Genomic DNA, 21,006 nt, shown 5'->3' with positions numbered 1-21,006 from the left:
ACTGAGTGCGGATTATAGCTCACTTCTGCCGGAAGCGATTTTGTAATTTGCGATAAGTTAGACGGCGTCTCAAAGAATCCCGTCTTAAGACGCTGGAGTGGCCTGCCTGGGGGCGGAATCGATCCAACCCGGGCGCAACCTGCCGGATCGCCTACTTCAATTCCTGCTTTTTGTAGTCTTCGGGGATTTCTACTTGAAACATGTCATCGGTAAGCGCGGGGTTCGCGGTTACTCGCTCGACAGTCATCACGAGCTGGTACTCATCCTGCGGGCGCTTGAGAGTGATCGTGCCGGGATAGTTGGTTCCGTCGAAATTTTTGTACACACCGTAGAAGACCTGGGTCTCGAGGTCGCCCTTGTCGTTATAGAGATCCTCCTGATAGGGCAGCAGGTCTTCGCGGTGGAAGTGGACCACTCGCACCGGGTAAAGCTCCTGGCTGTCCGCCTTGCGGCGCACGATGTTGAGGATGTACTCAGGCTCCACCATCAACCGCTTATTGACGGTGTCTTCCATCGTCGTGGTTTCGGAGATGACGGAATAAAAGTCGTCCTTTTCGAGGCCGCGCACAACCATGGAGTCAAAGAGCGGACCGGGGCGAAGATTCTCATACCATTTGAGCGAGGTTCCCTTGCGGGAGTTGAGGTCGGAGTAGTACTCGTCCTTGGGCGGAATGACGAGCGTGAACCGGGTTCCGTCACTGGCCAGATCGAACATCTTGGTCTGCAGGACCGGAAGCCTGCCGAGAACGCGCAGCATCTCCGGCTTGCGCAGCAGCAGGTTGGCGCGGAAGCTTGGGTAGTCTGTCGCGACGCCTTCCTGGGCTTTCAGGTGGCTTGCCTGGATGTCGACCGATGCGGTCAGGCTCTGGAATTTGTCCCATTGATCGTTCAGGCGCGCTACCAGCTCGGACGCCGAGGCCGTTTGCACACTAGGCGGCGCAACCGGCACCGGCAGCTTGCGCTTGGAGACAAGCATGCTCGCGCAGCCCGTGAGCGAGACGATAACGGGCAGGCAAAGCGCAAGCGCGACGGCGGCGGCTGCCGGTCGACACGCGTGATTCCGAATTGGACGTACTGCGTTCAACGGCCACCTGCTTGTCTTACAGCCTTGCGGTAGCTGGCGACGTTTTTGTTGTGCTCATCAAGGGTTGAGGCGAATCGCGACTTGCCTTGCGGATCGGCTCCGGCAGCGACGAAATACAGGTAGTCCGTGGCGGCGGGATTCATGGCTGCACGCAACGACGCCATGCCGGGGTTGGCGATAGGGCCGGGAGGCAGGCCGATATGGCGATAGGTGTTGTAGGGCGTGTCGTGCTTTGGATCGGAGAGGTCGGACTGGTAGATCGCGCCGCGCCACAGGTCTTTGACTTCGAGCCCGTAAATGACCGCTGGGTCGGTCATCAGCGGCATCTTCTTCGCCAGGCGGTTCGCAAGTACGCTGGCGACGAGCGGACGCTCCGAAGCCACGGCGGTTTCGCGCTCTACCAGAGAGGCGAGGGTGACGATGTCATGCACGTTGCGCGAGACTGAGGTTTGAGGGGGCCGAGCCAGATCGAGTTCGGAGGTTACGGTTCGGAAGCGGCGCACCATCGTGCTGATGATCTGGGCTGAGGTCACTTTGCGCGGAAAACGATAGGTGTCCGGAAACAGATACCCCTCCAGGTTGCGCGCCTGGGGATCGAGGTCGGCGATGAGGGGAGTTTCGGATACCGTAGCTGCCAGAAAATCCTCCTTGTTCACGTTGAGAAAGCCTGCCTGTACTATCCGCGCCGCAATGTCGAAGCGGTTCGCGCCCTCAGGTATGGTGACCGGTAAGGTGTAGACGTCGCCGCGAGCGATTCGTGCGTACACCTCAGTCACCGGAGCAGCGTGGTCGAAACGATACTCCCCGGCCTTGAGACGGCCCCGTTTCCACAGCCGGACAAGGTCGAAGGCATAACGGCTGCGAACGACGCCCGTCTGCTCCAATTGAGTTGCAATCTGATTACTGCTGCTGCCCGGGGCGATCTCGACAAAAGTCTCGCCCTGCGGACCGGCAGGCAAGAAGACAAACCAGGCTGCCGCTGCGCCCGCCAGCAACAGCAGAAAGAAAAACAGGAAAACCAGAAAACCCGCGCCGGAACCCTTCTTTTTCCGCGAACCTCGCCGACGTGACCTCAATTCGCGCAACTCCCGATGTCATTCAAGGATTGGATGCCTTTCCCTCTGTGCAGATTCCAATCCTTCGATTGTAATTTGACCTTTCCGGTGAGCTGGGGTAGGCCGGCCCTGCTCGCGGTGTACTCCTGGCCGTAACCGGTAACACCGGCATGGCGGTAAGCTAAAGCTGGCGACTGGTTTGCGTTGTCCAAGGAGTTCTCATCTGGAAACTGCACTTGTACCACGTTACCTGGGGCTGGACGTCGGTTCGAAGAGGATTGGCGTCGCCGTTTCGGATGAGCTCGGGTTGACGGCGCAGCCGGTGCTGACACTGACGCGTAAGCGCAATCCGCGGGAGGATATGCGCTCGCTGGCGAGGCTTTGCCGGCGGTTTGGCTGCGTGGGGATCGTGGTGGGCAATCCGCTGCATCTCTCGGGCGAGGCTAGTACGCAGGGCGAAAAGACGCGGGAATTCGCCGAAGAGTTAGGACAGATGGCGGCTTTGCCGGTGCACTTTTGGGACGAACGGCTCACCAGCCGCGAGGCGCACGCAATTCTTTATGCCGCGGGCAAAAGCCGTCAGGAGCACAAGCCGCTGGTGGATCAGGTGGCGGCGGTGCTGATCCTTCAGTCGTTTCTCGACGCCCGTTCGAATCGAAGGCGCGACCTCGAAAACGAAGCCCCTGAGGGTGGCATCGCGCCCGGAGAAGCTTCAGATTGACAGCAGTCGTCATATAATTATGGTTTCAGGGTTTTACCCGCCCAGCTGGATTCCGGGACGGATTTCAAGAGAGGGCGAACCTCATAGACGCGGCGGAATTCACGGACAAGACACGATGTATGTTTCGGCGGGGCGCTCAGGCAATTGGCGCCGCGGGGAATTTCAGCTCTTGCAGCCTAAGAGGACGCCGTCCGCAATGGGAAACGAATGACTGATCACATCAAGAAGCAGCTCCTGGAAGAGATCGCCAAGCTGGAGCATGAACTAGCCCACGAGCTACCCGTCGAGATCAAGAAGGCTGCCTCGCTCGGCGACCTCTCCGAAAACGCTGAGTACCACATGGCGAAGCAGCGCCAGGTCTTCGTCAACGCGCGCCTAGGCCAGGTGAAGAAGCGCATGGCTGAGCTTTCGCTGGTAAATCTGGCCAATATTCCCAAAGACAAAGTCGCCTTCGGCTCGACGATCACCGTGTATGACACGACCAAGGACGAAGAGATTATCTACAAGCTGGTGACCAGCGAGGAGTCCGATGTGTCGAAGGGGCTGATCTCGACGACTTCGCCGATTGGGCGGGGGTTGATCGGGAAAAAGGTGGGCGATACCGCCGTGGTGGTTACGCCCAATGGCAAGCGCGAGCTGGAGATCCTGAAATTGATCACCATTCACGACGAAGTAGGGGAATAGCGTGGCATCTACCTGGACCAGCGCCTTTGGCCGCGCCTGCGGCTGGCTGCTCGACCGCATTGTTCACGGACTTTCGCTCACGCGTATTTCCCCCAATGTGCTTACCTTTATCGGTCTGATCATCAATATCGGAGCAGCGTTTTTCTTCGGTCATGCCAACGCCACCAACGCCGGACGGATGTTCCTCTACGCGGGGCTGGTGATCATCGGAGCCGGCATCTTTGACATGGTTGATGGCCGGGTCGCGCGGCGAACGAACAAGGTGACAGTTTTTGGTGCGTTTTTCGATTCCGTAATCGACCGCTATTCGGATGTAGTGCTATTTTTCGGGTTGATCGTCTACTACGCGCGGGTCAATCATTTTCGCTACGTGGTTCTGGTCGCGTTTGTCATGGTCACTTCGCTGATGGTGAGCTATACACGGGCTCGGGCAGAGGCGCTGATCGGGTCGTGCAAGGTGGGCTTCATGGAGCGGCCGGAGCGGATTGTGCTGATCATCCTTGGGGCGCTCTTCAACCACTGGGGCGTGATGGCTCCGGTGCTGTGGGTGCTGGCGATTCTGTCGACGATCACGGTGATCAACCGCATCACCTATACGTACACGAACACCAAGCATATGGCGCCGCTCAGTTAGACTTTTCGGGTCAGAAGGATTTGTAACCGGGTGGGGCCGAAGTGGATCGAATCGACAGAAAGTTGAGTGATGTCCATGAGCCAGACTCCTGATTCCGCAGTTTCCTCCACTGTCCCTGCAAAGATCGAACCAAGAATTGAACGGAGCGACGCCGAGTGGCGCGAACTGTTGACCCCCGAGCAATACCATGTCCTTCGCCAGAAGGGGACAGAACGACCCTTTACCGGGATCCTGACGCAAAATCACGAGACGGGCGAGTATATGTGCGCAGGCTGCGGAGCGGTGCTCTTCGGCAGCGACGCCAAATTTGACTCAGGCTGCGGATGGCCTAGCTTTTACATCCCGGCGGACTCGAAAGCGATCAAGGAGCACGAGGATCTGAGCTACGGGATGCGGCGCGTCGAAGTGACCTGTGCGCGCTGTGGCGGTCATCTGGGCCATGTCTTTCCGGATGGCCCGAAGCCGACCGGACTGCGTTATTGCATCAATTCCGCATCGCTGAGCTTCGAAAAGAAGTAAGGACAACTCAAAAAGCAGCCCCCGCCCGCATAAGGTTCGGCGAGTGGGGGCTGCTTTTTGGTGCTTGAGGTGTATCCGGCGAAAGCCTGGGCGCTACGCCTTGGCGACTTTGCCGCTCTTGATGCAGTTGGTGCAGACGCGGATGCGCTTGGCTGCTCCGTTGACCAGAGCGTGAACGGCCTGGAGATTCGGGCTCCAGCGGCGCCGGGTTACGTTGTGGGCGTGAGAGATGTTATTGCCAAACTGCGGGCCTTTGCCGCAAACGTCGCATACCTGTGCCATTGCTCGACTCCAAAATCCTTAAGGGTATTCCCGCATTGGGATCGGGGCGGTCGTGAAGACGCTGTCTACATTGCGTCGGAGCGTTTTTCGCTCTGGGCAAACGTTGAAGGCTGCCACAACGCAGAAAGACGCGGCTCACAGACCTGCTGCCGAACCCTTAGTATACCCGGAAATCGGCTTTCGGCAAAGGGCTCGGTTTGGCAGCGCGTTGACACAGGCCATAAGTCTTATCCCTCCTTTATATGATTGAGAGTGTACTGGTAGGAGAAGTGGGGGTTTGGTCAAACCGAAACGAAGTGGAAACACACGATTCAATCCACCTGACGTCTATTTCGAATCCAAGCCACATGAGAGCTGAACGCAGCGCCGGCAGCTGGATCGACGAAACTCCCCTCGAATCGAAATGCCTGGTCCGTTCCGCAACGGCAGCCGACATGCCGGATGTCACAGCTATCTATGCCCAGTTCGTCGCAATGAGTACGGCGACATTCGAGACTGAAGTTCCGGATGAGTGGGAGATGCGGCGGAGGCGGCAGGCCGTTCTGGATCGCGATTTGCCGTACCTGGTGGCGGAGCTCGAGGGTTATATTGTGGGCTTTTGTTACGCCTCGCAGTTCCGGCCTCGCCAGGGTTATCGCTTTACGGTCGAAGACTCCATTTACGTGCGCCCCGACTGTATCGGCCATGGGGTCGGCAAGGCTCTTCTGGGCACGCTGATCTCGGAATGCCAGGCGAAAGGTTGCCACTCAATGGTGGCCTGTATCTGTGGGGTGAATGTGCCTTCGGTGGCGCTGCATGAATCGTTGGGATTTCAGCAGGTTGGTTTACTGCCGGAAGCAGGGTACAAATTCGGGGAATGGCTTCGCCTGTTGATCATGCAGCGTCCCTTGCAGTGAGACGCTGACGCTTCTCACTGCGGCGAAAACCCTCTATTAATTCTTTAGTCGCGCGAAGACGCTGTCTGCTTTCGGGGCAGACGTATTTCACTCTGGGCAAGCATTGAAGTGCGATTCCGGCAATGGGCCGATTGCGGGACACACACAGCCACCCAATTCTCAGAGCAAATCTTTGAAGGCAGATCGCAAATCTCTCTTTTCGTCCTCTGTGAGGGCCTTGCCTAGCCTTAGCTTGCCTGCGTACAAAAGCGGACGGTCAATTTCCGGAGGCAGCGGAACCCGGCCCTTTAATGAAGGGGCCAGTAGAGACGCTAACGGACCTTGGAGGATGCTTGCATGAGTCTGTCGGGCGATTTCCTCGCATGATAGGCGGGATTTGGTCACGGACCCTGTAGTTGGTACTACCGATGGCAGGCTGTGGGTCACCACAGATGGTTGAGGACTAACAGGACCGGGGATCGGTGCCTGAACCGTTGCTTGAGCAGCAAAGCTCTTGATCCAATCTGTTGTGAGATAGAGTTTTCCATCTGCTTCCGCAGCGAGATAGGGCGAGGTCGCAACCTTCGGCTCAAGAATAATGAGGTGGACGCGAAGGCCCATCGCTTGTGCAGCCGTCACCCCCGGTGTCAGATCCGCATCCCCACTTATCAGAACCGCGTGATCGATGGCCTTTGATTGGGTAAGGTTCAACATGTCGGCAATAATCAATCCATCCACAGCCTTCTGTTGCCCGGTCATGTTTCGTGTTCCAAGCCTGAGCTTAAAATCGTCAAGCTCATCGATCGATTGGTGATCCGGACCCTTACCGAGCTGGGAGGGACCGTCGTACCAGTAGACGCGGAGCAATTCGACTCCATTTGTCTGGCTGCCTACCGCACCCAGCAGGCTGTTGCGGAGGCTTTTGTAATCGACGATGACTTCACTTCTTTTGCCCGGCCTGCCCAAGACTGCGTGGCATGATTGCACCCAGAAATATCCCGCGTCTATGAATACCGCAACTCTACCCATTAGTTCACCCACAATAAATTTGAAAAGGGGCGCATATGCGCCCCTTTCTAGTGACGTCTTTGGGACGCCAAGTAATTGATGTCTTTGGGACACCGAATAGTAAAAACAGTATAGCAAATTTTAGAAAATGTGACCCGATGACACTTTGTTTCTTTGCGATCCCTTTTTTAGAGACCGGGCTCTCGCAATAAGACTTGCGCCACTCGCCGAAATCGATTTAGAGTCAGCTTCGTTTCCCGTCGCGGGCCGGCTCAATGTTTGGCAGAAAGCCAGTCAGCAGGCCGATGGCCGGCAGGTAAGCGCACAGTTGGTAGACGTAGACGATGCTGGTCATGTCGGCGATTTTGCCGAGGACTGCCGCGCCGATGCCGCCCATGCCGAAGGCGAAGCCGAAGAACAGGCCGGAGATCATGCCGACGCGGCCGGGAACGAGTTCCTGCGCGTAGACCAGGATCGCCGAGAAGGCTGAGGCGATGACGACGCCGATGATCACGCTCAGAACGCCGGTCCAGAAGAGGTTGGCGTAGGGCAGCAGCAGGGTGAAGGGCAGGACGCCGAGGATCGAGCACCAGATGACGTATTTGCGGCCGATCTTGTCGCCGATCGGGCCGCCGATGAGCGTGCCGGCGGCGATGGCTCCGAACAGCAGGAAGAGATGCAGTTGCGAGCTGGCAACGGAGACGTGGAAGCGGCTGATGAGATAGAAGGTGTAATAGCTGGTGAGGCTGGCGATATAGAAGTACTTGGAAAAGACCAGCATCATCAGGATGAAAAGCGCGAAGCCCACCTGATTTCTGGAGAGGTTGTGGTGGTGGTCGGGATGAGCGGCGCGGCGTTGCAGGTGTTCGAGGCGCTCCTTGTACCAGCGGCCTACCCAGCTAAGGACGGCGATTGCGGTGATGGCGGCAAGCGAGAACCAGAGGACGCCGATTTGTCCCTGGGGCAGGATGATGAAGGCAGCGAGCAGCGGGCCGATGGCCGAGCCGGCATTACCGCCGACCTGGAAGAACGACTGTGCGAATCCGTGTTTGCCGCCCGAGGCCATGCGGGCCACTCGCGACGACTCGGGATGGAAGATGGCGGAACCAACACCGAAGAGCGAAGCGGCGATCAGCAGCAGCGTGAAGGTGGGCGCAAAGGCCAGCAAAACCAGTCCAACCAGGGTGCAGGACATGCCGATGGGCAGCGACCAGGGCAGAGGGCGGCGATCGGTGAAGTGGCCGATGAAGGGCTGCAACAGCGATGCGGTGATCTGGAAGGTCAGGGTAATCAGCCCGATCTGGCTGAAATTCAAATGAAATGAGGATTTCAGGATCGGGTAAATAGAAGGCAACAACGACTGGATCATGTCGTTGAGCAGATGGCAGAAGCTGACTGCCGCGAGGACGCGTAGCAATGTCCCCTCCGGCGAGGCGCCGGATAGGGGTTTTGGAGCCTGAACTTCAATGGTTGCAACAGGAGAAGTGGTCATTCTTGATTGCCGGGGTGCTTTGCTGGGTTTGCCAGACTGGATCGCCAGTCTTTATTTTAGCTTTGATTCGGCGGCTTTGCCGTGGGGGAGCGGCGTGATTGACGCGAGGGAAACAAAGACGGTACACTACCTTAGTTTGGCGATTCTGCCTGTAGCCCTGTTTCAGCACTCGTCCGGTGAGTAGTTTGATATGGACTTGAGTGTTGTCAGGGTGAGCATGTGTTTGCCCATTCAATCAGGTTTGAAGGATGCGCGCCCCAATCGATATTGGGTTGAGCGGCGGCGCCGGAGGTTCTATGTACGCTGTGATTCGTACCGGTGGTAAGCAGTACCGGGTCGCCCCAGGCGATGTCGTCAAGATTGAAAAGGTAGAGACCGCGGATTCGGACGTCCAGACGGTCGAGTTTTCCGATGTGCTGGCAGTTTCCGGCGAGCCGGGTACGATTGCCAGGCCGGCGAGCGCGAAGGTTACGGCCGAGGTGATTGGCGACGGTCGCCATGCAAAGATCCTGGTCTTCCACCTGAAGCGGAAGAAGCAGTACAAGAAGCTGCAGGGACATCGACAGGCATTCACCGAGGTGCGTATCAAGACCATTGAGGTGGATGGCGTTCCCTACGGAGCAGCCGTCTAAGCGGCCGAACCGGTAGAACAGAAGTTCTGGACTTTAGAAAGGATTTACTCGAATGGCACACAAAAAAGGCGGCGGTAGTTCAACAAACGGACGCGACTCAAATGCCCAGCGGCTGGGCGTGAAGGCCTTCGGCGGCCAGGTTGTGACCGGCGGCACGATCATCGTTCGGCAGCGTGGAACACCGATCAAGCCGGGCGTGAATGTTGGCATCGGCAAGGACGATACGCTCTTCGCCAAGATCAGCGGAACAGTGCAATTCCGGGATCGCGGAAACAAGGGACGATTCGCGTACGTGGAACCCCTGGCTGCTGAGTAAGCGCGGTCGGCGCTCTCGCAATGGCTTAAGAAAAGGCCGGAACCTGATGGGGTCCGGCCTTTTCTGTTTTCGATCAAATCCAAACAAAGCGGGATTCTCAGGATTCCGATTCTTTGCCCTTCAGAGTGCGAACGAAGGCGCGTTCTACAACCTTCTCAACGTCCACAAGGAAGAAGCTGGGCGCAGGTTGCACGGCAACTTGTGTGCCCTTGTGTCCAAGGGCCGAGGCGATCTGATCCCATTTGTAGATGGCTGAGTTTACAGGAACGGTCACGGCTCTGCGTGCCGGCTCCGGCATCGCCGAGTAGACGGACCAGACACCGAGGGTGATGACCGAGGAGACCTCAAAGGCTAACTGAATGGCCGGAGTAGCATTGACGCCCAACATGGAAACGATGGATTCGGCGCAGTCGATTGCAGCCATCAATCCCAGCCCCAGTGCCATCCCCATCGGGCGGCTTCGCAGTGATAGTCCGATCGCCCTCATGCTCAAGAGAAGCAATGCCAGCAGGCAGAGTTCAGTTGCGCCGGCGCATCGTAGAAGCTGCAGACCAATTTTGGCTACCGTTTCCGACCCCGGTGTGAGAGATGTCAGGGTTGTTGCCGTGACGACCACGGATGCAATCGCAGCCCAGGCAAAAACGGTGGTGCCCATTCGCGCCAGGCCCGGCAGCGGGGACATCGCTTCGCGGTATACGTCAAGGCAGCTCAGGAAGATGAGAGCAGCGGAAATAAGGCAACTGGTCCAATAGACGACGAAGTAGATCTTCGTGTAGGTCATCTCACTGGCAAGCAACGGACCGTAGAGCAGAAATTCCACGATTACCGCGGTAACTGCTCTGACTGACAGATATGAGAACATCCAGGGATAGTGCTTACGAAGACTCGGCCGCGAAAATGTTGCACAGACTGCAATTGACAGCAGTACGTCCAGGTTTACGGTGATCGTATGAGCGAGGGACCAATTCATGCGGCGCGGCTCCGAGCCATCCTTAAAGTACCCCTAGAATAGCGCGTTTCCCTGATGCCGCCTAACCAATAAGGTAATCGCCCGGTAGCACTTTCGTGCTACCGGGGTAGCGTATGCGGACCTGATTTTTTTGGGGATTTTATCGTATAGGGGGGCATTTGTCTGTAAACGGATTGCAGGTTGGCATCGGTCCACCGCCCCCTGGAACGCTGCTCGGGGTGATGGAAGCAACAGTGGAATTCCTGGGTGAAGAGTTTCCGGCAAAAGCTGCGGCGAGAATCAGAGTCAGGGCAAACATGCGAATAATCAGCTTCATAGATACGTCTCCTCCGAAAGTTGTATGCGCGGGTTATGTATTTCTACCTGAGTTAGGAATAGACTGAATTCTACTTTGGAGTCCAGCGATTTCGGCGTAATTAGAAAGTATGCAACAGTAAAGTTACCTGCGGAAGCATCCCCTGGGTAATTCAATTCGGATAACCTGATCGTACCGACGGGTCAGATAATCTGATGATTTCCGGGTACCAGACTCCTATTCGACAGGTTACTGAATCGCGTCTCTCAGAGGCGCGCCCGTGATAAAATAGACCTAGCAGGCGGTCCGAAATCCTCATTCCAGAGCCGCAGTTTCCTGGTCGACTCAGGAGGGCTTGCGGTTCACCAGCGACGTGTGTGCGTCCATTTCCCTGCGGCGCACAAGACTGATAACGCTTCAGGAGACAGGTCGGATTCAACGCCCTTCGCAAAAGATCTGATTAAGCGAGCTTATGTCCACGAACAATCTCTTTGATGACTCCTCTTCCGGCGCGACCCCTGCCAATAGTGGCAGCTACACAAGCGACAACATCAAGATTCTGGAGGGGCTGGAAGCGGTCCGGTTGCGTCCTGCGATGTATATCGGCTCAACCGGAGAGATGGGCCTGCATCACCTGGTATATGAGGTGGTCGATAACTCGGTCGACGAGGCGCTGGCGGGCTATGCTACGGGCATCGAGGTGATCATCCATTTCGACAACTCCGTCACGGTTGTCGATGACGGCCGCGGCATTCCCGTGGACATGAAGACGCTGCCCAACGGCGAGCAGATGCCGGCCGTGCAGGTGGTTTTGACCAAGCTGCACGCGGGCGGCAAGTTTGATGCTTCGACGTACAAGGTTTCGGGTGGTTTGCACGGCGTAGGCGTGAGCTGCGTCAATGCGCTCAGCCAGGAATTCAATGTTGAGATCTGGCGCGACGGGTATACATACGAGCAGGACTATTCCTGCGGCGATCCGACCTCGATGCTGCGACAGACCGGCACAAGCAAGCGGCGCGGAACCAAAGTGCACTTTCTGCCGGATCGAACGATTTTCACGGTCACCGAGTTCAATTACGACACTCTGGCGCAGCGTCTTCGCGAACTGGCCTTTCTGAACAAGGGGCTGGGGATCACGCTCACGGATGAGCGTGCGGTGGACCCCAAAACCGGCGAAGCGAAGCGCACGGAGTTTCGCTATGCGGGAGGCATTGCCGAGTTCATCAAGCACCTGAACAAAGGCAAGGCTGTGCTGCATGAGAAGCCGATCACCATGGAAGCGAGCCGGGATGGCGTGGAGATCGACATTGCTCTCCAGTACAACGATGGCTACTCGGATACCGTGTTCAGTTTCGCCAACAACATCAATACCGTGGATGGCGGTACCCATCTTTCCGGCTTCCGAACTGCTCTGACACGGACGATCAATGCGATTGGGCAGTCGCTGGGATTGTTCAAGGACCTGAAAGAAAATCTCTCCGGCGACGACGTGCGCGAAGGGTTGGTTGCTGTTGTCAGCGTGAAGCTTCCGCAACCGCAGTTTGAAGGGCAGACCAAGGGCAAGCTGAACTCGGATATCGCTGGGATCGTCCAGGCCTTCGTCAACGAGCGGCTCGGCGGATTTCTGGAACAGAATCCGCAGATCGCCAAGAAGATCATCGCCAAGGCCATTGACGCGGCCCGCGCTCGCGAAGCTGCGCGTAAGGCCCGCGACCTGACCCGGCGCAAAGGAGCGTTGGACGGAGGTGGTCTGCCGGGCAAACTGGCTGACTGCTCGGAGCGCAACCCAGAGCGCTGCGAATTGTATCTGGTCGAGGGCGAATCGGCAGGCGGAACGGCCAAGCAGGGGCGCGATCGGCGATTCCAAGCGATTCTGCCGCTGAAGGGCAAGATTCTCAACGTCGAAAAAGCCCGCTACGACAAAATGCTGGGCCACGAGGAAATCCGCGCCATGATCACGGCGCTCGGCTGTGGCATCGGCAAGGATGACTTCGACCCGGCCAAGCTGCGCTATCACCGCATCATTCTGATGACCGACGCCGACGTGGACGGATCGCACATCCGCACGCTGCTGCTGACCTTCTTCTTCCGCCACATGACGGAGTTGATCAAGCGCGGCCATGTGTATATCGCCCAGCCGCCACTTTTCAAGATCAAGAAGGGCCGATTCGAGCAATACGTCAAGGATGAGCGGGAACTCAATACGGTCGCGGTCAGACGCGCCTCGGAAGGCATTTCAATCCGCCATGGCGAAGGCGCAGAGTTGATCGACGGCGCGATTCTGACCCGCTTTATCGGGCATCTGGAAGAGTATCTCGGCTTCCTGGGCAAAGTGGATAAGCGCATCCGCAACGAGAAAGTTACCGAATTGCTCGCCCGAATGGAATTCACCAAGCGCGCGGATTTTGTCTCGACGGAAGAAACTGAAATCCCGCAAAAGCTGGTGGAACTGCGGGCCGCACTGGAACCGCTCTCGGAGCAGTTTCAATTCCGCGCCCTCGGGCAGCCGGAACGGGATGAGGAGCATCAGACCTGGTCGTTGAGCTTCACGGATGTGCAGGGAACAGTGCGCCGTATCGACTGGGCGCTGGCTGCGAGCGCGGAATACAAGCAGATGATGGTGAAGTTCGCCCTGATCAAAGATCAACTGGAGCCTCCATTCCTGATCGAATATGCGGGCAAAAGCGCGGCGGAAGTGGTACAGGATGAAGCTGACGCAGAAGCCGAGGCGGCAGCGGAACCGATCGAAACAGTGGCAGCGAAGGCTCCGAAGAAATCTGCGAAAGCCAATCGCGAGCCGGTCGAGAAGCAGAGCGCCCGCGAGCTCTTCGAGTATGTTGTCGAGCAGGGCAAGAAAGAGTACCAGGTGCAGCGCTACAAGGGACTGGGCGAGATGACCGCGCCACAGCTCTGGGAAACGACCATGGACCCGGCTGCCCGCACACTGCTCAGCGTGAAGCTGGAAGATATCGCCGAAACCGAGCATATCTTTACCACGCTGATGGGTGAAGATGTCGAAGCCCGGCGCAAATTCATTGAAGACAACGCGCTCGATGTCAAAAACCTGGATATTTAACTACTCGGATATTTAGCGGCCAAAATTGTGAAGAGGCGCATATCGGTGTGCGTGGGCTGAGGTCATTCCAGGTGGAACGCCTCGGCCGCGTGTAAATGAGCCTCTTCGTTACCTGGTTTGCGCAGCGAGCAATACCGCCCCTTGAAGTGCCTGGTCCTGGGCATTCCGCGTGAGGAGCCACAGTCTCAATCTTCCGGCTCATTGGGGCTCAAAGGTGGTTATCTTCTTCGCGACAAAATTGAGAAAAGCCCGGATCCGAGGCGATAGATGCTGGCGGTTTGCACAGATGGCGAAGAGGTCGATCTCGTCGCACCAGAAGTCGCTCAGGCATTGAACAATTGTGCCCGCAGCCAGTTCGTGTTGCAGATCCCAGGCGGCCTTCAGGGCGATACCCTCACCCGCACGCACCCAGTCATGCACTACCTCGCCGCTGGTCGTGCTCAGGGTTCCGTTGACGATCACTTCGAAGCGTTTTCCCTGGTCCTGGAAGAGCCATGTGTCTATCACGCGCCTGCCGCGGACCAGGCGGATGCAGTCGTGTTGGAGTAGATCGCTCGGCTTCGCTGGAACCCCGTGTTTCTTGAAGTAGGCTGGCGACGCGCAAACGATGCGCTTGGCGGAAAGAACCTTCTTGGCGATCACACTGGAATCGGTGGGGAGGCCGACACGGAGAGCTACATCAAGGCCATCGTCGATGACATCCAGGCCGATATCGGACAGCATGAGATGCACTTGAACATCCGGGAATTCATCTCTGAAATCAGTGATGAGCGGAGCGATGAGCCGTCTGCCCAACTCCATCGGAGCGCCGATCCGAAGCATGCCTTTTACTGCGGCTCCCTTTGAGGATGCCTCTGCTTCCGCTTCGGCGATATCGGTAACGATGCGTACACACCGTTCATAAAACAACTGTCCCTCTTCCGTCAGTTCGAAGGATCGAGAGGTGCGCGTGACCAGGCGCACGCCGAGGCGGGATTCAAGGGCGCTGAGTCCTCGGCTCATCGCTGCGGGAGAGGAGTTGAGGGCTCGAGCGGCGGCGGACAGGTTCCCTGCCTTTACGATCTGTACGAATAACTGGAGTTCAGCGACCTCGTCAGCCACGATCCCTGCCTTTTCGAGCGGCAATGTCTTCCCCATCATTCTAGCCACTTCCGGAGTTCGCTTAACGGATCAGAGTCTTCGAGGTCAGCCGGTACAGCGCGCTCTAAAAGCGATAGGTCAGACCCGCATTGGCGACGATCGGAGGGCGGTTATCCACCCCATGATCAAAGTAACCACCAGGCCGAAACCCCGCCAGGTTGAACGCGGCAATGAAATGCTGCGCGGGCGACCAGCGAATCTCCATGTCGCCCTGGCCTCCCAGATGCCTTGCGCTGGAGCTGCTCGCAGAGTCCATCAGTATGCCGCTGCCAAATGCATATACGCCGTCATGGACTGATTCGCGCCAATACCAATCCCATGAAACCTCTCCGGTGATATTCCGGCGTAGCTGAAACTGCATCATCGGATGAAGATCCATCAGGTTCTGGGGGCCCAGGAACGGAATGGCTTTGGGAGTGAAATACGCGCCGCGAGGAAACAGCGAATTGAACGTGCCAAGGGTGTTCCCCGCTGGATTTCTGTCGCCGCTGTAGATGTCGGCTCGCAGCATCGGACGCGGATGAAATCTCACTTGATCGAGCGTGTATCCCGTCTCCGTAGAGAGACTCCAGGCACGAATCGAATCGTTACCGAAGGCGCCCCACTGGTAGTTGGCCTCCCAGTTGTAATCCAGACCCTTAGAGGGTGGCCGGAAGGCCCTTACACCCACTGTATGGCGAAGCTCTGTCGCAGAGCCGCGATTGTACGACGCGTCTTTCGTCGCGAGCCCGATGTAGTAGAGATCCACCATTCCTCGTGACAGGATCGGCGCCGGCGCAGTGAGATAGCTACCCCACGTCGTTTGTTGGGGATTGGGAGCGTCGTCGAAGAATCCATGGTTATCCTCTACAGGCTTTAAGGCAAACACGTCCCAGTGGAGATGCGAGGTTTGCGTAATCCAGCGTATTCCGTCGAAGCTGAGCTTTACATTCGGGCCTTCGTTGTTGTCGAAGAGGCGGCCCGATCCAAGTACGACCTCCTGGCGGCCGAGTCGCAGACTGCTTCCGAGTTCCCGGCTGACGTGCGGACCGATCTCGATAAATCCCTGGTGGAAGTCCCCGGGGTCCTCATCCACTCCAGGTCTTGGACCTCCCACTCTGCCCATGACATAGTCGAACTGCAATTCTGAAAACAGCCGGAAATTACTTCCGGCATGTAGATCGAAATGCGGCATTACGCGGCTCATTACGTAGCCGTTGTGGTCTTGAGGGCCTGCGCCCAGCATCCAGTTGTCGTAGTATTCATACTCCGTGCGATACTCCAGCCCAAAAGAGATATACCTCTGTGGACCGTCGCCCAGGCGAATGTATTTCGCCGGATCGAAGAAGTCCGGATGCAGCACTGGACGAGAGAGAAAGCTCCAGTCCTGCTCGGCAGGAAACGGGTTCAACGGAGGTCGAGCAGGATCGCTCACCTTGCCCGGTGGTTGCGGATCGGGAGTCTGCGCAAACACATGTCCGAAGCTCAGCAGGATCACGATGGCAACCGTCATCGCCGGCGCACAACGGATGAACGATGATCGTAGTACGTTCAGCGAGGAATTGGTAGAGATCTTCATGTCCAGTCCTTGATCAATCGGTCCCGCAGGGGCTAACGCATTGGTGAGTGGCAGCGAATAACATCCCTATCACCTCAGCGTGGCTTTAGAACCACGCGTCCGCGCTCGCCTTTCGCGACCAGCTCGTAGGCCTGCTGGGCGTGTGCGAGGGGAATGGTCTTTGAGACAATCGGCGGCTGATATACGCCGGAATCGAAGCCTGATCGCAGCTCTTTCAAGATGCGTCCCGAGGCGGTCAGATCTCGCTTAAGTGTGTCCACGCCAAAGAGCTGCGACTCGTTGTGGTAGAAGTCCACTAGATCGAACGTCACGCGGCGCTCTGTAGGGGAGGTAATTTCAACCTGCCGACCGCGGGGCGCGAGCAAGCTGAGTCCGATCCTGAATACCGGGCCTCCGGCTGCATTGAGGACTACATCGGCGCCGCGGCCGGCGTTATGTGTGCGCAACACATATCCCAGGTCCGGATCATGCGAGTTGATCAGAATGTCCGCAAGTTGCGCAGCAGGTGTAGGGCCTACGGGATCTCCCCGATGAATTCCGATCACGCGTGCGCCTAGATGTTTCGCGATCTGGATCGCTGCGCCGCCGACACCGCCGTTAGCTCCGAAGACAACAAACGTCTCGCCTTTCGACAGCTTTGAGTATTCGAGAGCGCACCATGCGGTCACAAACGTCACTCCCACGCACGCAGCTTGTTCATGCGACAGCGCTTCGGGCTTGCGAACCAGGCTCGCAAGGGGGGCTTGGATGTACTCCGCATGGGAGCCGTCTCTGGTGAATCCAACGTCGCCGCCCGTGCCCCATACTTCCTTGTCGATCCACTCCTGCGGACCGTCCACAACCACGCCCGAGTAGTCGCGTCCGGGGACGCGGGGAAGGGTGGTCTGTGACATCCGACCGGCAACGTTCTTCACATCGCTTGGATTCACCGAAGCTGCCTCAACGCGTACAACCGCCGTGTTTGCATCCGCCTGCGGCAGCGCTCTCTCGGCGAGCTTTAACTGGGACGGGCTACCGAACTCCTTGAACTCAATGACTTGCATGATTTTCCTCCATGGGGTGAAGTGCTAATGGCGCATGTAGAACGCACACTGGCGAAAGCATCAGCCATTGCGGTCAGTTCCAAGAGCCATGTATCCAATTAGCGCGTTGGATGTGGAAACCGAATGGGCTGAATGTTTGTAGCCGCGACGAAAATGAGGCCGCCAGCCATACACACATTCTTGAGAAAGTTGATGAGCTGAATCGTGTACAGCGGTGTGCCCACCGCCTGCCAGAAGGCATGGGCCATGAGGGTAGCTGGGATCAGAAATAAAAGCAGGGCTAACGCAGAGAGACGGGGATAAAGTCCGAATATCAAGCCAATACTTGCGACGAGTTGCAAAGCTTGCGCGCCCAGAAGCATCATGGGCACAAGGCTGACGGGAACGCCGTGAGCGGCCATTTCGTGTGCGGCAAGGCTCTGGCTGACGACGTTCAGTCCATTCAAAAGAAAAATGATCGACATGAGCACGCGAGCTGCGATAAGGGCATATCGTTCCATAGTTGAACCTCCTATTATTGAGTTCTCTTCGTGTGCATCGAGGAACGAAGAGTTTGGTGCAGGCAGGGGAAGCTGGATGGCAATGTCAGGCCGTCATCTCCTACTCATAACGCTATCGTTGTCGTCAGTGACTGAGAAGCCGCTTTAACCACACAGCAGCTTTGCGTTACAAGTAAAGCCGATCCTGTCGTTGCGCCTTACACTAAGCCGCTATGCACTATCTCCTTCGTCTCGGGCCAAGCCAGCGGGCGTAGCCTTACCTCAATCAGGTCGATCCCAGGCGTGGCAAAGAAACCTACCCGCGTTCTTCAGCTCATTACATCGGTCGATGCAATATGTGCCTTGCATAACGCGGATTCATGCTCTCGGTTCGATCAACATGGGCTAAGTGCAAACCGCCAGATTGCTAGATCAAGTGCATCCATCCGGATTTACCGCGCCTCAGCGGGAACGAAAAATGGCAGGAATGTCAGCCGCGCCCAACTTTATTTCAAAGCCTGACTTGACAGGATGGTATGACCAATCTACCATTTGCACGAAGATTCGGACCGGGTATCGAACCACCTGAAAAATGACCTCTGCATCCGTTCCAGCCCTGTGGCTGCAGCTATGCGGAGACGTCATGAGGGCACCATCGGTTCTGATTCACGCGCATTCCCATTTCTGAAGAGATCAATCAGCGAGAACAAAGGAGTGAATCTTGGAACCGATGCAGAAGAATGGCGAGATAGAGTCCCGCCGCGACTTTCTGAAGGCGGCGGCAGTGCTTCCCGTGGCGATGAGTCTCGGCGGTTTTACCCGTAGCGAAGCGAGCGCGCAAGCCGCTCCGGTCGGCGCAGAAAAGAGTGCGGCTCCCTGGTATCGCACAACTTGCCGATGGGGACAGATCAACCTGAACGAACTGGATCCGCAGCATTTCGATATGGATTGGTGGCGCAGTTATTGGAGGCGCGCGCAGACGCAGGGATTGGTCATCAATGCCGGTGGCATTATCGCCTTTTATCCGACGAAAGAACCGCTTCACCATCAGGCTCAGTTCCTGAACGGTCAGGATCTCTACGGCGACCTCACCCGCGCAGCTCATGCGGACGGGCTCAAAGTCTTCGCACGCATGGATTGCGGCAGCGCCTTCGAGCCGTTCTATAAGGCGCATCCGGATTGGTTCGCCGTGAATGCCGACGGCGAACCTTATCGAACCGGTGTTGCAGAAGCCGACGGCCGCGTCAGGCGTGGTGGAGGCGATGCACCCGGGCCGGAGCGCGATGATATCGTCCTCTACACCACGTGCATCAACGGCCCGTATTACGAAGAATATATTCCCAGGATTTTACGCGAAATAGCCGCCCATGAGAGGCCCGAGGGATTCACCGATAACCACTGGGCCGGCCAGGGCCGCGACAGCATGTGCTACTGCGTGAACTGCAAGAAAAAGTTCAAGCAATCCGGTGGAAAGGATCTGCCCACCAAGAAAGACTGGGACGATCCGACCTACCGGCAGTGGATTGAATGGAGTCATAAGCGGCGACTGGAGATATGGGATCTCTTTAATCGCACGACCCGGGAAGCGGGCGGCCCGGAGTGCATCTGGAGCGGCATGCTCAGCGGAAATTTCGTGCAGGACGCGGCAACTTTCCGGGACATGAAAGAACTCTGCGAGCGCGCCGACATCATCATGCTGGACCATCAGGCAAGAGCCGCCAACGGAGGCTTTCAGGAGAACGGCGACACGGGCAAGCGCGTTCATGGGCTTGGCGGCTGGGATAAGCTCGCGCCCGAGAGCATGGCAACCTACGGGCCGCGCAAGGCTGCACGCCCGGCTGCGGAAGTGCAGATGTGGATGGTTGAAGCCGCTGCGGGGACTATTCAACCGTGGTGGCATCACGTGGGAGCCTACCAGGAGGACCGGCGTCAATTCCACGTCGTCGAGCCCTTCTTCCGCTGGTATGCTGCGAATCAGCAGTACATGATTCACCGTGAGCCGGTCGCTACCGTCGGTGTGGTTTATTCTCAGCGCAACTTTGAGTGGTATGGCCGGGACGACGGCAACCTGCTGGCGTTGGCTCCGTATAACGGCGTAACCGAGGCGCTCCTTCGGGCCCGCATACCGTATCTTCCCGTCCACGCCGATCACATCGATCGCGACGCAGCCAAATTTTCCGTGCTGGTGCTGCCCAATCTGGCGGCGATGACCAACTCTCAGGTCGAAGCCGTGCGGCGTTTCGTCAGCAAGGGTGGTTCGCTGATCGCGACTGATGAAACCAGCCTCTATGACGAGTACGGCGATGCGAAACAAGACTTTGCCCTGGCCGATGTCTTTGGCGCGAACTACACGGGCAAGCGCTATGGTCCGCATAACCCCGCGACTCTTCAGCATACGTATCTTCGGCTCACCCCAGATGTAGGGCAGGATGTCGATGGGCCGCGCCACGGCGACGAGCCGGCTAAGTCAGCAGTCCGTCATCCGGCGCTGCGAGGCTTCGAAGAAACCAACATCCTGACTTTTGGCGGCGTGCTCCCAGAGGTAAAGCCTGCGCCTGGAACAACCGTGCTCCTGACATTGGTTCCGGAGTTCCCCATTATGCCTCCGGAGAACTCGTGGTTGCGGCATCCGCGTTCGGGGATACCGGGGCTTCTGGTTCGCGAACAGAACGGGGCCCGCATTGCGTTCCTGCCGGCCGACATCGACCGGCGATATGAACAAGGCAACATCCCTGACCACGGTGATCTATTGGCAAACCTTGTCCGCTGGGCAGCGAAAGACGATGTCTCCCTTGAAGTCAAAGGACCGGGCTTGATCGACTGCCATCTCTATCGCCAGCAGAATCGTCTCATTCTTCACCTAGTGAACTTAACCAGTGCTGGCACATGGCGGGCACCGGTAGATGAACTCATTCCGGTTGGCCCATTGACCGTGCGGCTGAAATTGCCGGAAGGCGTGGCCGGAAACAAGCTAACTCTGACAGCCTCGAAAGAAAACGCCACGCATGTACGACGTGAGGGTGGATGGGCACAATTCGAAGTCAGATCCATTCTCGACCACGAGGTCGCGGTACTCGAATAGTTCGCCTGAGCGCACGGTCTCAGTTGTGATTCCAATCGACCGGGATGGACGCTAAGCGCCG

Annotated in this window: 19 protein-coding genes; 9 read left to right on the top strand and 10 right to left on the bottom strand. The window is 57.3% G+C overall.

The genetic code is table 11. The features are described from left to right. Positions 1–151: 151 nt before the first annotated feature. The gene (locus OHL23_RS03510) at positions 152–1,084 is read right to left on the bottom strand and encodes an outer membrane lipoprotein-sorting protein (RefSeq protein WP_263350384.1); all 933 of its coding nucleotides are present in this window, start codon (positions 1,082–1,084) and stop codon (positions 152–154) included. After that, positions 1,081–2,160 carry an endolytic transglycosylase MltG gene (gene mltG, locus OHL23_RS03505; RefSeq protein ID WP_263350383.1) on the bottom strand — a complete coding sequence of 360 codons (1,080 nt, stop codon included), beginning with the start codon at positions 2,158–2,160 and terminating at the stop codon, positions 1,081–1,083. The genes OHL23_RS03510 and mltG overlap by 4 nt, the downstream gene beginning before the upstream one ends. A 178-nt stretch (positions 2,161–2,338) precedes the next feature. Between mltG and ruvX the strand changes: the two genes are divergently transcribed. The 4 genes from ruvX to msrB all read left to right on the top strand — a co-directional run bounded on the left by ruvX (position 2,339) and on the right by msrB (position 4,697). Next, complete coding sequence (gene ruvX / locus OHL23_RS03500) at positions 2,339–2,860, top strand: Holliday junction resolvase RuvX (protein WP_263350382.1); 522 nt, start codon at positions 2,339–2,341, stop codon at positions 2,858–2,860. 207 nt (positions 2,861–3,067) lie between these two features. Then, the gene (locus OHL23_RS03495; RefSeq protein WP_263350381.1) at positions 3,068–3,544 is read left to right on the top strand and encodes a GreA/GreB family elongation factor; all 477 of its coding nucleotides are present in this window, start codon (positions 3,068–3,070) and stop codon (positions 3,542–3,544) included. Position 3,545: 1 nt separating this feature from the next. After that, positions 3,546–4,178 carry a CDP-alcohol phosphatidyltransferase family protein gene (locus tag OHL23_RS03490; RefSeq protein ID WP_263350380.1) on the top strand — a complete coding sequence of 211 codons (633 nt, stop codon included), beginning with the start codon at positions 3,546–3,548 and terminating at the stop codon, positions 4,176–4,178. Between the two features lie 75 nt (positions 4,179–4,253). Beyond that, on the top strand, positions 4,254–4,697 hold the full coding sequence (msrB, locus tag OHL23_RS03485) for a peptide-methionine (R)-S-oxide reductase MsrB (RefSeq protein WP_263350379.1): 444 nt from the start codon (positions 4,254–4,256) through the stop codon (positions 4,695–4,697). A 93-nt stretch (positions 4,698–4,790) separates the two neighbouring features. Here the strand turns inward: msrB and rpmB are convergent, their stop codons facing one another. Further along, positions 4,791–4,979, bottom strand: a complete 189-nt coding sequence (gene rpmB / locus OHL23_RS03480) for a 50S ribosomal protein L28 (RefSeq protein ID WP_263350378.1) — start codon at positions 4,977–4,979, stop codon at positions 4,791–4,793. A 347-nt stretch (positions 4,980–5,326) separates the two neighbouring features. Here rpmB and OHL23_RS03475 point away from each other — a divergent pair, with 347 nt between their 5' ends. Continuing rightward, positions 5,327–5,875: a GNAT family N-acetyltransferase gene (locus tag OHL23_RS03475; protein ID WP_263350377.1), complete on the top strand. Its 549-nt coding sequence runs from the start codon at positions 5,327–5,329 to the stop codon at positions 5,873–5,875. Positions 5,876–6,034: 159 nt separating this feature from the next. Here OHL23_RS03475 and OHL23_RS03470 read toward each other — a convergent pair whose 3' ends face one another. Both OHL23_RS03470 and OHL23_RS03465 read right to left on the bottom strand, forming a co-directional pair. After that, entirely contained in the window at positions 6,035–6,883 is an 849-nt protein-coding gene (locus OHL23_RS03470; protein WP_263350376.1) for an NYN domain-containing protein, read from the bottom strand. 223 nt (positions 6,884–7,106) lie between these two features. Next, positions 7,107–8,354 carry an MFS transporter gene (locus tag OHL23_RS03465; protein WP_263350375.1) on the bottom strand — a complete coding sequence of 416 codons (1,248 nt, stop codon included), beginning with the start codon at positions 8,352–8,354 and terminating at the stop codon, positions 7,107–7,109. A gap of 296 nt (positions 8,355–8,650) precedes the next feature. Here OHL23_RS03465 and rplU point away from each other — a divergent pair, with 296 nt between their 5' ends. Next, the gene (gene rplU / locus OHL23_RS03460; RefSeq protein WP_263350374.1) at positions 8,651–8,986 is read left to right on the top strand and encodes a 50S ribosomal protein L21; all 336 of its coding nucleotides are present in this window, start codon (positions 8,651–8,653) and stop codon (positions 8,984–8,986) included. Positions 8,987–9,038: 52 nt separating this feature from the next. Further along, the gene (rpmA, locus tag OHL23_RS03455; protein WP_263350373.1) at positions 9,039–9,302 is read left to right on the top strand and encodes a 50S ribosomal protein L27; all 264 of its coding nucleotides are present in this window, start codon (positions 9,039–9,041) and stop codon (positions 9,300–9,302) included. A 97-nt stretch (positions 9,303–9,399) separates the two neighbouring features. On the opposite strand, the gene OHL23_RS03450 is transcribed toward rpmA, so the two are convergent. Beyond that, complete coding sequence (locus OHL23_RS03450) at positions 9,400–10,272, bottom strand: hypothetical protein (RefSeq protein ID WP_263350372.1); 873 nt, start codon at positions 10,270–10,272, stop codon at positions 9,400–9,402. Positions 10,273–11,039: 767 nt separating this feature from the next. Between OHL23_RS03450 and gyrB the strand changes: the two genes are divergently transcribed. Then, complete coding sequence (gyrB, locus tag OHL23_RS03445; protein ID WP_263350371.1) at positions 11,040–13,643, top strand: DNA topoisomerase (ATP-hydrolyzing) subunit B; 2,604 nt, start codon at positions 11,040–11,042, stop codon at positions 13,641–13,643. A gap of 198 nt (positions 13,644–13,841) precedes the next feature. Here gyrB and OHL23_RS03440 read toward each other — a convergent pair whose 3' ends face one another. The 4 genes from OHL23_RS03440 to OHL23_RS03425 form a co-directional block, all read right to left on the bottom strand. Then, entirely contained in the window at positions 13,842–14,783 is a 942-nt protein-coding gene (locus OHL23_RS03440; RefSeq protein WP_263350370.1) for a LysR family transcriptional regulator, read from the bottom strand. A 64-nt stretch (positions 14,784–14,847) separates the two neighbouring features. Next, entirely contained in the window at positions 14,848–16,341 is a 1,494-nt protein-coding gene (locus OHL23_RS03435; RefSeq protein ID WP_263350369.1) for an alginate export family protein, read from the bottom strand. Between the two features lie 74 nt (positions 16,342–16,415). Further along, positions 16,416–17,384, bottom strand: a complete 969-nt coding sequence (locus OHL23_RS03430) for a quinone oxidoreductase family protein (protein ID WP_263350368.1) — start codon at positions 17,382–17,384, stop codon at positions 16,416–16,418. 98 nt (positions 17,385–17,482) lie between these two features. Next, the gene (locus OHL23_RS03425) at positions 17,483–17,884 is read right to left on the bottom strand and encodes a DoxX family protein (protein ID WP_263350367.1); all 402 of its coding nucleotides are present in this window, start codon (positions 17,882–17,884) and stop codon (positions 17,483–17,485) included. Positions 17,885–18,593: 709 nt separating this feature from the next. Here OHL23_RS03425 and OHL23_RS03420 point away from each other — a divergent pair. Further along, on the top strand, positions 18,594–20,945 hold the full coding sequence (locus OHL23_RS03420; protein ID WP_263351718.1) for a twin-arginine translocation signal domain-containing protein: 2,352 nt from the start codon (positions 18,594–18,596) through the stop codon (positions 20,943–20,945). Positions 20,946–21,006 lie beyond the last annotated feature (61 nt).

The organism is Acidicapsa acidisoli (assembly GCF_025685625.1).
GTDB classification, from domain to species: domain Bacteria; phylum Acidobacteriota; class Terriglobia; order Terriglobales; family Acidobacteriaceae; genus Acidicapsa; species Acidicapsa acidisoli.
Note: the sequence above shows the minus strand (reverse complement) of the source record. Positions and strands in the feature narration are given on the sequence as shown.

Excerpts from the sequence above, each read along its gene's own strand:
- OHL23_RS03495 (WP_263350381.1), top strand. The coding sequence starts at position 3,068 with ATGACTGATCACATCAAGAAGCAGCTCCTGGAAGAGATCGCCAAGCTG.
- msrB (WP_263350379.1), top strand. The coding sequence starts at position 4,254 with ATGAGCCAGACTCCTGATTCCGCAGTTTCCTCCACTGTCCCTGCAAAG.
- rpmB (WP_263350378.1), bottom strand. The coding sequence starts at position 4,979 with ATGGCACAGGTATGCGACGTTTGCGGCAAAGGCCCGCAGTTTGGCAAT.
- OHL23_RS03475 (WP_263350377.1), top strand. The coding sequence starts at position 5,327 with ATGAGAGCTGAACGCAGCGCCGGCAGCTGGATCGACGAAACTCCCCTC.
- OHL23_RS03470 (WP_263350376.1), bottom strand. The coding sequence starts at position 6,883 with ATGGGTAGAGTTGCGGTATTCATAGACGCGGGATATTTCTGGGTGCAA.
- OHL23_RS03465 (WP_263350375.1), bottom strand. The coding sequence starts at position 8,354 with ATGACCACTTCTCCTGTTGCAACCATTGAAGTTCAGGCTCCAAAACCC.
- rplU (WP_263350374.1), top strand. The coding sequence starts at position 8,651 with ATGTACGCTGTGATTCGTACCGGTGGTAAGCAGTACCGGGTCGCCCCA.
- rpmA (WP_263350373.1), top strand. The coding sequence starts at position 9,039 with ATGGCACACAAAAAAGGCGGCGGTAGTTCAACAAACGGACGCGACTCA.
- OHL23_RS03450 (WP_263350372.1), bottom strand. The coding sequence starts at position 10,272 with ATGAATTGGTCCCTCGCTCATACGATCACCGTAAACCTGGACGTACTG.
- gyrB (WP_263350371.1), top strand. The coding sequence starts at position 11,040 with ATGTCCACGAACAATCTCTTTGATGACTCCTCTTCCGGCGCGACCCCT.
- OHL23_RS03440 (WP_263350370.1), bottom strand. The coding sequence starts at position 14,783 with ATGATGGGGAAGACATTGCCGCTCGAAAAGGCAGGGATCGTGGCTGAC.
- OHL23_RS03435 (WP_263350369.1), bottom strand. The coding sequence starts at position 16,341 with ATGAAGATCTCTACCAATTCCTCGCTGAACGTACTACGATCATCGTTC.
- OHL23_RS03430 (WP_263350368.1), bottom strand. The coding sequence starts at position 17,384 with ATGCAAGTCATTGAGTTCAAGGAGTTCGGTAGCCCGTCCCAGTTAAAG.
- OHL23_RS03425 (WP_263350367.1), bottom strand. The coding sequence starts at position 17,884 with ATGGAACGATATGCCCTTATCGCAGCTCGCGTGCTCATGTCGATCATT.
- OHL23_RS03420 (WP_263351718.1), top strand. The coding sequence starts at position 18,594 with ATGCAGAAGAATGGCGAGATAGAGTCCCGCCGCGACTTTCTGAAGGCG.